General features: G+C 69.0%; 10 protein-coding genes. 5 read left to right on the top strand and 5 right to left on the bottom strand.

Features of this window, described 5'->3' with window-relative positions; genetic code table 11:
- The first annotated feature begins 195 nt into the window (after positions 1 to 195).
- The gene (locus WME89_RS12230) at positions 196 to 1,521 is read left to right on the top strand and encodes a glycosyl hydrolase family 18 protein (protein WP_438009365.1); all 1,326 of its coding nucleotides are present in this window, start codon (positions 196 to 198) and stop codon (positions 1,519 to 1,521) included.
- A 123-nt stretch (positions 1,522 to 1,644) separates the two neighbouring features.
- Here WME89_RS12230 and WME89_RS12225 read toward each other — a convergent pair whose 3' ends face one another.
- Positions 1,645 to 3,012 carry a hypothetical protein gene (locus WME89_RS12225; protein ID WP_438009364.1) on the bottom strand — a complete coding sequence of 456 codons (1,368 nt, stop codon included), beginning with the start codon at positions 3,010 to 3,012 and terminating at the stop codon, positions 1,645 to 1,647.
- Between the two features lie 435 nt (positions 3,013 to 3,447).
- A complete protein-coding gene (locus tag WME89_RS12220; RefSeq protein ID WP_438009363.1) occupies positions 3,448 to 4,719 on the bottom strand; it encodes a hypothetical protein in 1,272 nt (423 codons plus the stop codon).
- Between the two features lie 772 nt (positions 4,720 to 5,491).
- On the opposite strand from WME89_RS12220, the gene WME89_RS12215 reads away from it, so the two are divergent.
- Positions 5,492 to 6,469, top strand: coding sequence for a lipocalin/fatty-acid binding family protein (locus tag WME89_RS12215; protein WP_438009362.1), 978 nt, complete (start codon positions 5,492 to 5,494; stop codon positions 6,467 to 6,469).
- A 146-nt stretch (positions 6,470 to 6,615) separates the two neighbouring features.
- On the opposite strand, the gene WME89_RS12210 is transcribed toward WME89_RS12215, so the two are convergent.
- The gene (locus WME89_RS12210; RefSeq protein WP_438009361.1) at positions 6,616 to 7,578 is read right to left on the bottom strand and encodes a LysR family transcriptional regulator; all 963 of its coding nucleotides are present in this window, start codon (positions 7,576 to 7,578) and stop codon (positions 6,616 to 6,618) included.
- A gap of 210 nt (positions 7,579 to 7,788) precedes the next feature.
- Here WME89_RS12210 and WME89_RS12205 point away from each other — a divergent pair, with 210 nt between their 5' ends.
- From WME89_RS12205 to WME89_RS12195, 3 genes are all read left to right on the top strand, one after another.
- Positions 7,789 to 8,379 carry an RNA 2'-phosphotransferase gene (locus WME89_RS12205; RefSeq protein WP_438009360.1) on the top strand — a complete coding sequence of 197 codons (591 nt, stop codon included), beginning with the start codon at positions 7,789 to 7,791 and terminating at the stop codon, positions 8,377 to 8,379.
- Between the two features lie 1,348 nt (positions 8,380 to 9,727).
- Positions 9,728 to 9,964, top strand: a complete 237-nt coding sequence (locus WME89_RS12200; RefSeq protein WP_438009359.1) for a hypothetical protein — start codon at positions 9,728 to 9,730, stop codon at positions 9,962 to 9,964.
- A 241-nt stretch (positions 9,965 to 10,205) separates the two neighbouring features.
- On the top strand, positions 10,206 to 10,844 hold the full coding sequence (locus WME89_RS12195; protein ID WP_438009358.1) for a glutathione S-transferase family protein: 639 nt from the start codon (positions 10,206 to 10,208) through the stop codon (positions 10,842 to 10,844).
- A 20-nt stretch (positions 10,845 to 10,864) separates the two neighbouring features.
- On the opposite strand, the gene WME89_RS12190 is transcribed toward WME89_RS12195, so the two are convergent.
- Both WME89_RS12190 and WME89_RS12185 read right to left on the bottom strand, forming a co-directional pair.
- Positions 10,865 to 12,232, bottom strand: a complete 1,368-nt coding sequence (locus WME89_RS12190) for a cytochrome P450 (RefSeq protein ID WP_438009357.1) — start codon at positions 12,230 to 12,232, stop codon at positions 10,865 to 10,867.
- Positions 12,229 to 15,207 (bottom strand): aminotransferase class V-fold PLP-dependent enzyme, encoded by a 2,979-nt coding sequence (locus tag WME89_RS12185; protein ID WP_438009356.1) that lies wholly within the window; start codon positions 15,205 to 15,207, stop codon positions 12,229 to 12,231. Before WME89_RS12185 ends, WME89_RS12190 begins: the two co-directional genes overlap by 4 nt.
- Positions 15,208 to 15,766 lie beyond the last annotated feature (559 nt).

Raw genomic sequence — 15,766 nt, 5'->3', positions numbered from 1 at the left:
TCTGTCCGTAACGACATCATCATCGGGCGGACAAGCGGGCGGCTCGCGTAGATCGCTGCAAAATAATCCGAAGGGGTGCTCCCCGTGGCGGCATCAAGTCCCGTGAGATACCCGGGTCCGGGTGTCGAGCTTGAACTTGTGCTCTGGGTCGAGGCGCGCCGCCTGGTGTCTGCTGTCGACCGGGGAAGGTCTACCATGCTGCTCAATTCTACTTTCATTGCTCCCAGGCTGTCGCTCGTCCTTGTCGCCGTCGCCGCGAGCGCGCTCGGGTGCCTCGACGCCGGCTCGCCGCAGGGTGAGGTCGATGTGGGGCACAACGAAGCTGCCGCTTGCGCAGGCTCTCCGGAGTGGCAGGAGGGTCAGTGGTACGACGAGGGTGCCATCGTGAACTATCAGGGGGTGGCCTACATCGCCGAGCACGGCAATCCTGGCTACATCCCGACCGTCAGCACGTACTTCTGGGAGCCGTACTCCGGCTGCAGCGAGAGCCCCGACCCCGGCGGCGACGCGTGCAGCTATCCGCAGTGGCAGGAGGGCCAGTGGTACGACGAGGGCGTCATCGTGAGCTATGAGGGGTCGGCCTACGTCGCCGAGCACGGCAATCCTGGCTACATCCCGACCGTCAGCACGTACTTCTGGGAGCCGCACCCTGGCTGCAGCGAGAGCCCCGACCCTGGCCCTGGCCCTGATCCTGGCCCTGGCCCCATCGGTGCGCTCCCGGCAAAGGTCGTCGCTGGCTACTATCCCAACTGGACGCCTTCGCCCGTACGCATCCGGGACGTCAACAGCAATTACAACGTGATCTACCTCTTCGCCGCGACGCCCGTCGGCGGGTCGCCCGGCACGACGGGCGCCGTCGAATGGACGCCGCCGCGCAATGAACGGGGAGCGGCAACGAACCTCAACGCGGACATCCAGTACGCGCGGACGACGCAGGGTCGCAAGATCATCCTCTCTGTCGGCGGCGCCCGCAACGGCATGAGCTTCCCGGACCGACAGAAGTCGCAGACGTTCGTCGATAGCATTGTCGATATTTACAACGACCTGGGTGGGTTCGACGGCATCGACTGGAACACCTTCGAGGCCGATCAGAATCCTGACACAGCCGAGATGATCTGGATCAGCCTGGAGCTGAAGCGACGCTTCCCCGGCTTCATCATCACCGCGCCTCCGGCCCCGTGGAACGAGCGCGACAAGAGGTTTTGCAAGGAGATGGTGGACGCCGGCGCCATGGATTATGCGGCCCCGCAGTATTACGATGGCCCCGAGCTGGACCAGCAGGCTTACATCGTGAATAACGTGAACGAGTGGGTCAGTCTGCTCGGTCCGACGCACGTCGTCGTGGGGTTCGGGATCTGGGACCAGACGAACTACATGTCCATCGACGAGGCGATCCCCACGTGGAATGAGGTCGAGGTCAACCACCCGACGCTCCGCGGGGCGTTCGACTGGCAGATCCACATCGATGAGAGCCTGGGGTGGCCGTTCGCCGACCGCATCGGGCCCCTCGTCACAGAGTGAGGCGGACTCTCGGCCGGGTGCGGCCGCCGGCGACAGGCCCCGGACGGCGCGGCGCGCGTCGCCCGGCGACAGGCCCTGATCAGCGCGACGCGCGTCGCCCGGATTGGCGGTGATCCAGGGGCGTCACCGGGCGGCGCGCCGTCGCCCGTCCTGCCGCGCCTGGGCCGCTGCTTTCGCCTCGAGGAGCGGGTTGCGCGCCTCCGCGGCGCGCAGCCGCTCGAAGCGCTCGACGCGCGCGCGGTCGCCGCTCTGCCGGAGCGTCCTCGCGAGCACGACGCTCTTGGCGAGCCGGATGAACCGCAGGCGGTGCGCTGACGTCACGTCCTCGACGTCCTTCCTGCCGGCCCCCGGCCCGAACTCGCGGTCGTACGCGGCGCGCAGCCGGTGCTCGCCGTGGAGGCCGAGCGCGTCCGAGAGCCCCTCCAGCGCGGCGCGCTCCGCCGGGGTCGCCCAGGAGAGGACCCTGGAATAGGGCGTCGCCATGGTCTCGTGATCCGGCTTGTTCACGAAACGCCGCAGGAACACGTCGGACGTCGCGACCGGCACGTCGCTCGTCGCCTGGTGAAGGAGGGCGTACGCGAACGCCTCGTTCATGCCCACGAACCGGTTCTGGTCGTAATCGGCGCCGTCCACGCGCTGGCCCAGGCGGTCGACGCCCGAGAGGGCGGCGAAGAAGAAGCTGCTGAAGTCGGTGTAGTCCGCCTCGTTGATCTCGGGCGTGCAGCCTGACGCGGGGCGGTCCCTTGTCGCCGCGAAGAAGCCCACGACGTCGCGCTCGACCAGCTCGCCGTCGGGCCTGCCGCCCTCGAAGAGGAGGTTCGCGAACGAGCCCGAGAAGCACTGGGCCATCACGAGGACGACGGGCATCTCGTCGGGCAGCTCGTCCATGCGCGCGGCGAGGTCGCGCACCGACAGCCCGCCGCCGCCCCAGAGGTCGAACACGTTGTTGTCGAGATCGCGCCGCGGATCCGGGCTCCCGTGGCCGGCGAAGTAGAGCAGCAGCGGGTCCCCCCGGCGCGAGGCGGCGAACCTGCGCCAGAGCGCGTCGAAGCCGGCGCGGGTGGTCGCCCCGTCGATGCGCGGCAGCCTGGGCGCGCGGTAGCGCATGCGGAGGCCGTCGAGGAACTGGACGCTCCGCGTGCCGTGGCGCCCGTCGGCGAAGAGGACGCGCCGCTCCACCGCGGCCGGGAGCAGCGACTGGAAGTACCGGATGTGGCCTTCGATGGCCACCTGGTTCATCGCCGGCCGCGGGCCGCCGCCCACGACGAGCGCGCGCCAGGAGGCAGGCTCGGGCAAGGGCGCGGCCGGCTGGGCGAGCAGCGGGGGGGCCGGCTGGGCGGGCAGCGGGGCGGCAGACGTGGCCGGCAGGGCCGGCGGCGGGGTGGCAGACGTGGCCGGCGCGAGCAAGGCGGACGCGGCCGGCGCGGGCGAGGGCGCAGCCCTGGTGAGGGGCGCCGGCCGGGGCGCGGGCGCCGGCCGAGACGAGCGCACCGAAGAGGCTGCCGGCGCCGGCCGAGGCGAGCGCACCGGAGAGGCTGCGGGCGCCGGCCGAGACGAGCGCACCGGAGAGGCTGCCGGCGCCGGCCGAGACGAGCGCACCGAAGAGGCTGCCGGCGCTGACGCGAGCGCCTCCGATGCAGCCGGCGCTGGCCGGGGCGAGCGCGCGGCCGCCGCCGTCGTGGTCGCCGTGGCGGCGGCGAGCACAGCAACGCGGAGGAGCAGAGGGTACGCGGCGGTCACTTCTCGGCCTCGGCAGCGGGCATCGCTGCGCTCGACTCTAGGTAGCACCCGCCCGGCGATCGCGCAGCGGACGGCCTCCGTGGCGCGCTGCGGCGCGGTCATCCGCTTCGCCCGGCGGCGTCGCGCCGCGAGAGGGACCGGCCCTGCCGAGCAGGTCATCGGTCCTCTCCAGCGCTCGCCGCGCGCCTACTTGGCGAGCTTCATCACGACGCCGCGCCGATCCGTCCAGTAGATGCTGGTGCCGTCGACCGCCAGATCGTTCGGCGCGACGCCCGAGATCACCACGGCCGACTCACCGCCGCCGACAGGCACTCTCCTGATCTCGCCTGCGCCCGCGTTGACCCAGTACACATGGGCCTTGTCGAGCGCGATGTAGTACGGGGATGGCTGGCCCGTCGCGAGCGCCACCGGGGTGCCCCCCTCCTTCGGCACCTTGTTCACGGAGCCCACGCTCGGGCCCTCGCCGGGGGTGGTCCAGTACACGTGGGTCGCGTCGAGCACGACCTCGTGCGACTCGAAGTATCCGGTGGCGAGGGCCACGGACGCGCCCCCCGCGATCGGCACCTTCCGGACGGAGCTCGCGTCCGCGTTGGTCCAGTAGACGTGCGTGTCATCGACCCTGACGCGGCGAGAGCCGCTGCCCAGGGCGAGCTCTTCCGCGGGCCCTCCCTGGATCGGAAGCTTCATCACCGCGTAGTTGTCGCCCACGTAGATGCTCGTGGCGTCCAGGGCGAGGCCCACCGGATCTTCCAGCCCTGCGGTGGAGAGCAGCACCGGGGTGCCCCCGTCCAGCGGCGCGCTGTAGACGCCGGTGGGCACGTCGTGCTCGACGCCTGCAGAGGGGGAGCAGGTCCAGTAAATGCCCGCCTCGCTCACCGCGAGCCCGGGCGTCGGGCAGCTCTCGACGAGGAGGACCGGCGCCCCTCCCGCGATGGGCGCTCTCATGATCTCGCCCGTATCCTCGTGCGTCCAGTAGACGTGGGTCGCGTCCACCGCGATGGCGAGGGGATTGCCGGCCGCCTCGGCCAGCACGACAGGCTGACACGCGGCGTCGCTGCACGGCCCCCCCTGACAGCCGTGGCCGCAGGCGCCGCAGTGCAGCCCATCGCTGCTCAGGTCGACGCACGTCCCATCGCAGCACGAGGCCCCCGCCGCGCACGCATTCCCGCACGCGCCGCAGTTGGCCGGGTCGGCGCCCGTGTCGACGCACGCGCCGGAGCAGTCCGTCGCCCCGCCGGCGCAACCGCCGCCGCTCGCGGCGGAGGCGCTCGCCGCGCCGCCTCCGCCGCCTTCACCGGCGCTGGTGCTCGCCGCGTCGCCGCCCCCGACGCCGACGCTCGCCGTTCCGCCGCTCCCGACGCCGACGCTCGCCGCATCTCCGCCGCTGGCGGCGATGCTCGCGGCTCCGATGCCCCCGGCGCCGCCGGTCCCCGTCGCGCCGGGGGCGCTGAGCTCCAAGGCGCACCCGATCGCGAGCACCGGAGTGCCCGAGGCGAGCGCCGCGCGCGCGACGGCGATCGCAGCGACTCCCCGCCCGCGGCGCGGCGATCGAGCGTACCTCCGTGAGGGGGTGGCCTGTGGTCTGTCTGGTTGCATGTTCATCGCGCTCTGCGCACCGCGCGCAGCCTCCCGCGGGATAGCTAAGGCTCAGCCGGCGAGCTGGTCAAGCGAGCTCCCCGTCTGGACTCGATACGAGCGATCGTGCCCCTCCATGGAGGACGGAAGCTCCGTTCATCATCCACGTTGGCCCGGAGGACGCTCGTGGATGCCTGGAGGAGGGGGATCCTGGGATAGGGCCTCGACCCGGACCGACAGGCGGGCACGGCAGCGGGCGCCTGCAGGCGAGGCGTCGGGCCGGTGCGCAGGGGCGACGAGAGGGCCTGTGGTCACTCTCGATCAGGATGCGGTTCAGGCCGGCAGCATTTCGCCGCAGACGAGGCAGATTGCCCCAGCGCGCCTGTGCTCGACCGCGGCTGAGCTCCCCTCTCTCCGCCTCGGTCATGGACTCGCCGCCGGGGCTCGGGCGCGCAGGTCGCGCGCAGATCGCGCGCGGTCCAGAGCATGGCGACGGAATGGGCTCATCCAGCGCTGTAGTCGTCGTCCGTGAAAGACCCCTCAAAGGCATCTCACGGCTGAGCTCGACCATCTCTTGCCCTTATCATCTCATGGTCCGCTGGCACGCAGGTTGCCGCTCCCGGCGAAATCGACGTACGAGCACAGGAGAGTGACCATGTCGGCCAATTCATCGAAGACGACCATCGATCATGACGAGATCCGCCAGTGGGCCGAGTCGCGCGGAGGCCGCCCGGCGACGGTGAAGAGCACCGAGAAGAACGGGGAGCCGGGGATCCTCCGCATCGACTTCCCGGGGTACAGCGGCGAGGGCACCCTCGAGGAGATCGAGTGGGACGACTTCTTCGCCAAGTTCGAGGAGTCGAACCTCGCCTTCGTGTACCAGGAGACGACGGCGGACGGGCAGCCGAGCAACTTCTCCAAGCTGGTGAGCCGCCCCGACGACATGGTCCAGAAGGCCAAGCCGAAGTCGGACTCGGCGAAGGGCAGCAAGGCCAAGGCGAGCAGCGCCAAGGGCGCGAAGGCGAAGGGCGACGAGGGCGAGCTGGACGTCGAGATCGAGGTCCAGATGGATCTCGACAAGGAGCCCGGCGGCGCCGAGCAGCCGACCCGCGGCAAGCAGGCCCGCGCCAGGGGCGCCGAGGGCGAGCAGGACATCGAGGTGGAGGCCCAGATCGATCTCGACGACGACGACGATTCGGGCGAGGCCGGCGGAGCCGAGCGGAAGAAGCCCCGCGGCAAGCAGGCCAGCGCCAAGGGTGCCGAGAAGGGCGCCGAGGCGAAGGACGCCGGGGAGGACGACCACTCGTCCCACATGACGATCGATCACGACGAGATCCGCGAGTGGGTGGAGGCGCGCGGCGGCCACCCGGCGACGGTGAAGCGCACCGAGAAGAACGGGGAGCCCGGCGTCCTCCGGATCGATTTCCCGGGGTTCAGCGGGGAGGACTCCCTCGAGGAGATCTCGTGGGACGACTTCTTCGCGAAGTTCGAGGAGTCGAACCTCGCCTTCGTGTACCAGCAGGCCAAGGCGAGCGGCGAGCCGAGCTACTTCTCCAAGCTGGTGAGCCGGCCTGACGACATGGGCGGCAGCAAGGCGAAGCAGGGCAAGTCGAAGTCCAAGAAGGCGGCCTGAGCCCGGGAGCCCCCGTGGCGGGGCGCCGTGGTGAGGGTCGGATCCGATCGACGACGAAGGCGGGAAGGCGGGAGGAGCCCAGCGAGGCTCGTCCCCTTCCCGCCTTTCCTGTGAGCGCGATCCGAGCGGCTGCGGCCGCTCCCGGGTCAGCGCTGGCCTGCCGGCGCGCCGGCGCTGCGCTGGGGCCGTGAGGGCGTCGAGCGCGCCGGAGCGCTCCTTTCGACCGCGGCGCTCCTCCGCTGCCACGCCGCGCCGTGCGCGAGCAGCGTGTCGCGGAGCTCCGCCGGCGCGCCGGTCAGCTCGCCCCCGCGGCGGCGGACCACGTAGAAGACCTTGCGCGGCAGCTCGGGTACCGGGCGCGCGACGAGGCCGCGCGGGAGGCGGCAGCAGGCGTTGACCACCGCGACGCCGACGCCGAGCCGGACGAAGTGGAGCATCAGCTCCCAGCCGTTCGCCTCGACCGCCGGCTCCCACCGGACGCCCGCCGAGAGCAGCGCCTGCGCGAGCAGCGCCCGGTGGGGCCGCGAGGGGCCGGGGACCACGAGCCGGGCGCCCTCGAGGTCTTGCAGCTTGATCCGGCGCTTCCGGGCGAGCGGGTGCGCGTGGGGGACGACGAGGACCTGCTCCACCTCGGTGAGGCGGTCGGCGGCGAGCCCGTCCGGCGTGCCCTCGAGCGGCGCGACGCCGAGGTGCGCCTCGCCCGTCGCGATGGCGTCGAGCGTCGCCTCGCGGTCGCGCGTGAGCAGCCGGAGCGGCGCGGCGGCGCGCGCGGTGAAGGCGCGGATCCCCTCGCCGAGCAGGTAGAGGTACGAGCCCTCGCCGGCGCAGAGCACGACCGGCTCCCGGCTCTCGCCGTTGCGGAGCACGTCGAGGAACGACCGCGTCCGCTCGCCCACCTCGCGCCCGAAGGCGGCCACGCGCTTGCCGTCGGCCGTGAGCTCCAGCCGCTGCCCGCGCCGCTGGTAGAGCGCGACGCCGAGCGCCTCGCCGAGCTTGCCGATCTGGGCGTGGAGCGCCGGCTGCGAGATGTGGAGCGCCCGCGCCGCGCGCGTGAAGTTGAGGTGCTCGGTGAAGACCACGAAGGCGCCGAGCCAGTCGAGGTTGAGCATGCGGGGAGGCTATCGCGAAACGCGATAGCGTATCCAGAAATACAGCTTCCGGGTGATAGCCGGGGGTCTATGCTCCGGGTCGTATTCCTCTGGTCGTCCTTGTCCGGCGCCTGCGCTGGACAGGGTGTCTACCGGAGCGCCCCCGCGTGGAGGGCGGCTCCGGCTTGAGCTTGAAGAAGAGAAGGGAGCTTGACGATGGGCCGCGATCGCATGACCGACACGAGCAAGAAGCTCTCCTGGCTGCTCCGCCACGGCGCGCCCTCGCTGGGCATCGCCATGGACGACGCCGGCTGGGTGGCCGTGGACGACGTGCTCAGGGCGCTCGGGCTACAGCGCTCGCGGCTCGACGAGGTGGTGGAGAACAACACGAAGAACCGCCTCGAGCTCCGGGGCGACCGGGTGCGCGCGTCGCAGGGGCACTCGCGCGAGGGCATGCCGGTGACGCTCGCCGGCCTCGAGGCGTCCTGGGAGGAGGTCCACGGCGACGCGCCGATCTGGCACGGCACCAGCGTGGACGCGGTCCGGGGCATCGCGCGCGAGGGGATCCGCCCGGCGGCGCGCACGCACGTCCACTGCACCGACGCGCTCGACAGCGCGGTGGGCAAGCGGGCGAACGTCGACGTGATGCTCGAGATCAGCCCCGCGCGGCTGAGGGCGCGGGGGATCGGCGTGTTCCGCAGCCAGAACGGGGTGATCCTCGCGCGGGAGGTGCCGGTCGGGTGCGTCGTGGGGCTCGTGCCGATGGTCGCGCGGGCGAGGCGGGAAGCGGAGGCGCTGCGGGGGTTGCTGTTCGGGGGGTAGCGGCGGAGCTGCCCGGGAGCGCCGATGGGAGGCGGGGAGAGCGGGCCAAAGACTTGTGGAGAATCCACACATCCGTGCGGCATGGGCCGCAACGCTCCGCACGAACTGCCCGGGCTCCTCAGGAGACAGGAGACAGGGCCAACCTTGTGCGATCAGCATCAGCGAGGCTCCGGTCAGCGTTGAAGCCGCCGACGACGCCGACATCGGCGCCGGTCGGGACGTTCGCGGGTTCCGAAGGCTCTCCGCAGCGGGGCCGGACATCCTTACCGCCAACCTCTCCGCGGTTCTCCAGCTCGACGAGCTGGCTCGGCGAGAATACCTGGCCGATTAATTTGTCTCCGGGAAAATCCGAAGGGGTATAGAACGCACACCCCAATACCGTCGCGCCTGAGGGGAGTCCAGGTGCAGCTTGCGAATAGCCTCGACCTCGGAGGAAAGTCCGGCGCCAGGCCGCGCGGCCGCATACGGACGCAACGACTATTCAGAGTGAAGGCAAGGAACGCCAAGCGTGAAACTTGAGCTCATGGCACGACAGGTGCAAAGGAAACGTGCAAAGGAAACGTGCAAAGGAAACGTGCAAGGTCAATGTTCTCGTGCGGAAACTTTGCTCAAACGCAGAGCATGGCACTCGTGCGCCTCATGGACAATAGAGAATAGCAGGAGGTCATTATGCAATGCAATGTATCGCGGTCAGTGAAGATTGTCTCCTTTGTGTTTATTGCTTCAAGCGTCGGCTGTGTCGATAGTGCGGACGAGTCGTTCAACTCGGAGTCGGCGGCGCAAGCTCACCTCGGCATCGAGCCGCCTGCGTCTACATGTGATTCGTGGTTCGAGTATAACGACGGTCTCGATCAGTCTAGAGTTGCTTCATCGCTCCTGGGCTGGCCTCCCGTATGGCCTATAGGGAACCAAGGGGTGAGCTTAGCCTTCCCAAGACCCCTGCCGCCGGGGGACCCCCCACCGGACGGCTGGGCGGCGGCGGGTGCGCAGGGCCGACCTTGATAGATGGGACGTTCATGAACGACCAGCTCGATCCAGCGGGAACCGTCCCACCGCCGCAGGCCATCATAAGAGAATTCGAAGAGGTTATCCGGCTCGCCCCAGAGACCGTAGGGAGCATCCGTGCCGGTCTCGGTGCGGATGCTGCGCCAGCCCGTCGACGGGTCGTAGAGATAAACGCTCCCGTCGCGGGTTGCCATGGCCAGGGTCCCGCCGGCGTTGTGGACGAAAGCGGGACCGCTCGTGATCGTCGGGCTGCTGATATTGTACCAGGTGCCTCTGCGCCGGTAAGGGATCTTGCTTCTTGTTCCGTGTGGCGACCGCGATCCAGTCGATACGATGATTCATCATGCACGGACCTCCAGCGGCGCTCGCGCGTGCGCACCTGGAGGCGGCGATCGCCGGGTTCGATGAGCGCGAGATCGCGCTGAGCGCTGCGGCGGCGCGCGGGCGGCTCGGGCAGGTGCTCGGAGGCGACGAGGGGCGCGCGCTCGTTCTGGAGCCCGATTGCGCCATGACGCGCCTCGGTGCCAGCCGTCCGGATCGGATGACGTCTCGGTTCGCTCCCGGCTTCGGCGTCCTCTGACGGCAGCAGCCGCGGCCCGCACCGTCGGGCGAGCGGCGTCGAAGCCAGAGAGCCGGGCTCGAGGAACAGGATTGGTGGCCACGGCGGCGCGCGACGACGGTGACGCTGGAGAAGCGGGACGCCGGCGCTCTGGCTCCCGGGGGCCCTTGGCAAGCCCCTTGTCGCGCCCTACGACTCGCAGTGGCGCGCCTCGGGGGGCGAGCCGCCGGCGGTCGGACTCGTCAAACCCAGGGGAGGTTATATGAAGATCTACGGAAATCCGATGAGCACGTGTACCCAGAAGGCGCTGATCGTCCTGGCGGAGAAGGGGCACGACGCGCAGCTCGTGACGGTTGACCTCATGAAGGGCGAGCAAAAGCAGCCCGAGCACCTGGCGCGACACCCCTTCGGCGTGGTCCCCGTGCTCGACGACGACGGCTTCATCCTCTTCGAGTCGCGAGCGATCATGCGCTACCTGGATCAGTCGCTCTCTGGCCTCTCGCTCACCCCGGGCGACCCGAAGGGCCGGGGCCTCATGGAGCAGTGGATCAGCGCCGAGCAATCGTACTTCAGCCCGCATGTCCTCAAGATCATGTACCAGTGCATCTTCGGGCCCATGCGCGGCACGCCGCCGGACCAGGCCATCGTCGATCAGGCGAAGAGCGACATCAAGAAGGCGTTCGGCGTCGCCGACACGACGCTCGCGAAGCAGGAGTACTTCGTCGGCTCGGGCTTCTCGCTGGCGGACGTCACCTGGATGCCCTACATGCAGTACCTGTTCATCGCCGGCGTCGGAGACATCGTGGCGGAGCATCAGCACGTCAACGCGTGGTGGAAGCGCGCCAGCGCGCGTCCCTCGTGGGTCAAGGTCGCGCGCCAGGCCTCGCCGCAAAAGAGCTGAAGCCGCGCGCCGCAGCGACGCTAGCTCGCCCAACGACATGGCGCCGGCCGGGACGCGCGGTGCTTCCGTTCCGTGACGACGCAGGGCGCGCCGTTGGCTGGAGCCATGAAGAACCCCTGCTGCTTCGCGCCGGGGATGCCGCCCAGGAGCTCCATCCGCAGCTCCGAGAGCATCTTGGCGAGCAGGAACCGCATCTCCTCGAGGGCGAGCCCGCGGCCGATGCATATCCGATCTCCACCGCCGAAGGCGCCCCACGTGTACGGATCGGTCCGCTTGCCCAGGAAGCGCTCCGGGGAGAACACCTCGGGATCGGGATACACGTCAGGCGAGCGCTGCAGAAGATAGGCGCAGTGCACCAGGATCGTCCCCGCCGGCAGCAGGAACCCGTCGATCTCCATCGGCGTCTTCAGCATCCTGACCCCGTTCAGCGGCGTCACCGGGTGCAGGCGCAGCGTCTCCTTGAGCGTGGCATCCAGGTAGAGCAGGGCATCCAGCTTGCCTCGGGAGAGGGGGCCGTCTCCGACGACCTCTCGCAGCTCCTCCGTCAGCCGGTCGTGGACGTCCTCGTGGGTCAGGACGCGCACGAACGCCCAGGAGAGCGTGTTCGCCGTCGTCGAGAAGCCGGTGTAGAGCAGGCTGAAGACCTCATCGCGTACGACCTCGCGAGAGAGCGACGTATCGCCCTTCCCGGCGAGCTCGAGCAGCATCGCCAGCACATCCTGTCGTCCGGTCACCACGGACCTCCCGAGGTGGCCGCCGATCCGCTCGTCGATCAGCGAGCGGATGGCTCGGTCCGCCTCCAGCACCTCCTCCCTCCGGAAGCGCGCGCCCTCGGTCCTCGGCATCATCGCGCAGAGCTGCTCTCGATCGCGGGGCGCCATGTTCCCGCAGACGATCTCGGCGATGATGTTCGAGGTCAGCCGCTGGAGCTCCAGGAACAGGGAGAACGGACGCCCGCGCGGCCACTCTGCGATGCACCTGGTGGACACCTCGTCGATGAGCGCGGTGTAGTCCCGGCTGCCGTTGAACACCGGATGAAGCTGTGAACGCCTGCGCTTGTGGTCGCTGCCTTCGATGTAGCCGACGGACGCCTCGTTCGTGCCGAAGAAGAGCTTGTTGGCGGCGGCGCCGCTCACCGCGGAGCCGTCGGCCTGGTACATGAGTCGGATCTGATGCGGCCTCGTCAGGAACACCCAGTAGCCGTTGTTCCCGGCGCCCTCTGTCGGACCGTTGCCGAGCTCTCCCAGCTTCAGCGAGAAGATGGTCCCGTGCTCCTTCGACAACGCCTCGAGGCAGCGGTAGGGATCCTCGGCGTACAGGCGGAGGTCCTCCTCCGCGGAGCCGCTCGAGCCTGGAGGAAGCCTGTCTACACTCTCTCTATGCATCATGTGCTCTCCTGATCGGAGCTGGAAGCTCCGTGTCTCGCGTCAGCGCGCATTCGGCTCGACCTGGCCGCTCCGGCCAGCTCGAACGACGCTCCCGGCGCGTCGGCGCGGGCGTTGGTCGCCGCGACAGCCATCTTGATATCCTCGACGAGCCGATCGATGGTGGCAGCCCCGGTCATGTGGTGCAGGATGCAGGCGCGGATGACGGTCCCGTGGTCTGGCAGCTTCGTGGTCGTCAGGTATGTATTTCCGTACGAGCAGATAAGCTGGCACAGCCGCTCGTTGATGCGGTCCTCCTCGGCTGACGCGCGCGCGCGCATCTTGAAGTTGACGACCGGGAGGAGCACCTGGTGCCTCCTGATCACCTCGATCCTGTCGATGTGCCCGAGCTCTGCCGCGAGGCGCTCGGCGAGATCGATCTTCTCGTCGAGGCAGCGTTCGAACGCTCTGATGCCGTGGAGCTTTATCGGGAGCCACGCCGCCAGCCCGCGGATCTCCCGCGACAGCTCGGGTCCGTAGTTGCAGAAATCGATGAGCTCGGGGTCCCTCGTGAAGCCGGGCAGGTAGGCGGCGCCGTCGATCTCGAACGTCCTCCTCAGGTGCGCCTGCTCCTTCACGAGCAAGGCCGCGAGCCCGTGCGGCAAGAAGAGCGACTTGTGCGCGTCGACCGAGATGGAGTCGGCCTCCTCGATGCTCTTGAGAGCCTCCTTGCCTCTCTTTGTGATGCCGAAGAACCCGCCGAAGCAAGCGTCGACATGGAGCCAGACGCCCTGTCTGCGGCAGAGCTCCGAGATCGTCGCGAGATCGTCGATGGCGCCGGTGTTGGTGGTTCCAGCTGTGGCCACGACGCAGGCGGGGGTGAGCCCCATCGCCCTGTCCTGCTCCAGGCGCTCCTCCAGCTCGCTCGTGTCCATCGAATAGTCATGGCGCACGCTGATTATCCGTACCTGCGACCGCTGCAGCCCGAGCGTCCCGGCCGCCTTCGTGACGGAGAAATGGCCCTGCGCGGACGTGTATATCGTCGGGTAGCTGCTCCCGGCATCTCTGCTCCGGCGAATCGCGCACACGAGGCCCATGAGGTTCGCGATGGATCCGCCGGTGGTCAGGTAGCCGAAGGCGCGCTCGCCGTAGCCCAGCATGGCACAGAACCACTTGATGACGTTGGCTTCGAGCTGGATGAGGCCTGGAGCGGCGATCCAGACGCCGGCGAACCGGTTCGTGGCCCGCGCAATGAAGTCGCCGACAGCAGCCTGAAACAATCCGCCTGATGGGATGTGCGCCATGAAGCCGGGATGGGAGTGAATCGTGCCGCTCGGCATCGCCTTGTCGAAGATCTCGCCCAGGAGCGCGTGGAGGTCCGTCCCGTCCTCGGGGACCTGGTGCTCGCGGAGCTCGGCCGCGACGCGCTTGCCCTGCGCGTAGGCGTCAGCGTCGAGGGAGTCGTGGGCATACGACGCTGGGAGCTCGCCGCTCGAAACATCCCTGTGGTACTTCAGAATGTACGAAGTCGTGGTGTCGACGAGCTCCCGCATCTGCTCGGCTGAGAGCTCGAGCCCGCATGACGCGGCGCGCGCCGGGCCGGTCGAGGCGGACGGCGCCCTCGACCTCGCGGCATACGACTCGATGATTTTATCGGCCTCGGTCTCGACGTCGAAACGCTGGACGAGGGCGTCCAGGATGCTCTGTTGATCTCTGTGCTTCACGATGACCTCGTCGTAGGGGAGCCTGGAGAAGGCCACCATGCAGTAGAGCGGCGTGAACTCGCCTGGGTACCGTCGGTAGAGCTCCCTCTCCAGGCGGCTGCGGACGTGGAACTTCTTCTCCCCGGTGTGGGTCGAGAGCTCCCGGAGGTTCGCCAGCGAGAGCCCCGCGACGGCGTCGCACGGCGATTTCCTCGCGGCGGTGAACGCGGGCAGCGTGTTTGCGACGGCGCGCTCACGATCGTCGCGGAGGTTGCGGTCGAAGATCTCGAAGAACGTATGAACGTCCTCGAAGCTGCAGTTGATGCCTTGCCCGTAGAACGGCACCATCGTGTGGGCGGAGTCCCCGAGGAGCACCGCTCGTCCGTGGTGGAAGGAGCTGCACTTGATCGTCCTCAAGGACGCTGGAGGGCGCCTGAAGAAGTCCTCGGTCGTCCGGGGCAGGAGCTCGACGGCGTCCGAGAAGTGGCGCTCGAAGAAGGCGCGGACGTCCTCGTGCGTGCGAAGATGCTGGAACGCGGGCAACTCCGGGCTGTCCGAGAACTGCGGCATGAAGAGCGTCGTCGTGTAGGTCTTGTCGACGTTGGGCTGCGCGATGAGCACGAGGTCGCCGCGAGGCCAGACGTGCAGACCGTCATTGAGGCTCTCTGGCACGCATGGGTCCCGGCGCCGCTGAAGGAGCGCATGCTCGCCGCGAGCCGTCGGCGGCATGTGGAGCTCGACGTAGCCGTGGGCGATGTGCTCCTGCGAGGTGTCGACGCGCGCGCCGCTCCTCGACAGCTCGTACCTGACGAAGCTGTTCGTCCCGTCGCAGCCGACCAGGATGTCTCCTTCGTCCTGGATGAGGGCGTCCTGTGCCATGAGGCTGGCCCGAGCGTCGTGCGCGTCGATTCGAACGCACTCGTGATTGAAGGAGATGCGCGCCCCGGCGCGCTCGGCCTCGTTCAGCAAGGTCCTGTGTAGCACCGCTCGAGGTATCGAGAGAAGATGGTGTTCAGGCCTCATACCGTAAGGCTGATACGAGAGAGAGCTGTCCTCGTGGTGGACCACGCGCTGATGCATCGGCACTCCGTGCGCATAGAGCGTCTCCCGCAGGCCGGCGCTCAGGCAGCGCAGCCCACGCAGCGTCAGGGTCAGGTTGAAGGAAGGTCCTCCGTCCGCGCGAGAGCGCCGCGGATCACCGTACTTCTCATAGATGTGGACGTCGAAGGACCGCCGCCGGAGCTCCAGCGCGGTGAGGCATGCGATGGGACCGCCTCCGATAATGATCGCTCTCATTGGAACGCCTTTCATGTCTCCTCAGGTAAGAGACGCAAATTATCCAGGGGGCGCGGCTGCTGCCTTGCGGCCGCCGCGTCAGGGGCGCTGCGACCGCGCTGCCGGTGCCCATTGCATCGGCCATACCAGGACGAGGCACGCCGGCGATACGCGCGAGCGAGCGCGCGTGGCGCTGGGTATGGGCGCGCCGAGGCGCTTTGGCCTTCCTGGCCAGCTTGCTTGGTCAGGCAAGTCATTGCGTCTTCGTGCAACGACCGCTCGGTGGCGAGCATGCCTGCTTGGCGTCATCGATCGATTGAGGCGTCTCATCGAGCGACCGACGCGCCGTCCACCGCTTCGGGAATCCGGGCCGCGACCAGCCTGCCGGACAGGGCAGCGTCCGCGGTCATCGTCCTGCGACCTGAGCGCGTCGCCGGGGAAGCGTGGAGCGCGCCGCGCTGGAGGAGGGCCCCCAGAGCGCTGGGCTCTGCGAGATCCGCTCGCCTCAGGCGAAGGATGTGGTGGTTGCAGCTGCTGGCGAGAGCCGAGGTCAGAAGGACGACGCACGAGACGCGTACAA

Source organism: Sorangium sp. So ce321, from assembly GCF_051530195.1.
In the GTDB taxonomy this organism is placed as follows: domain Bacteria; phylum Myxococcota_A; class Polyangia; order Polyangiales; family Polyangiaceae; genus Sorangium.
The sequence above is the reverse complement of the archived record's forward strand: the minus strand, read 5'-3'. Positions and strand labels throughout refer to the sequence as shown.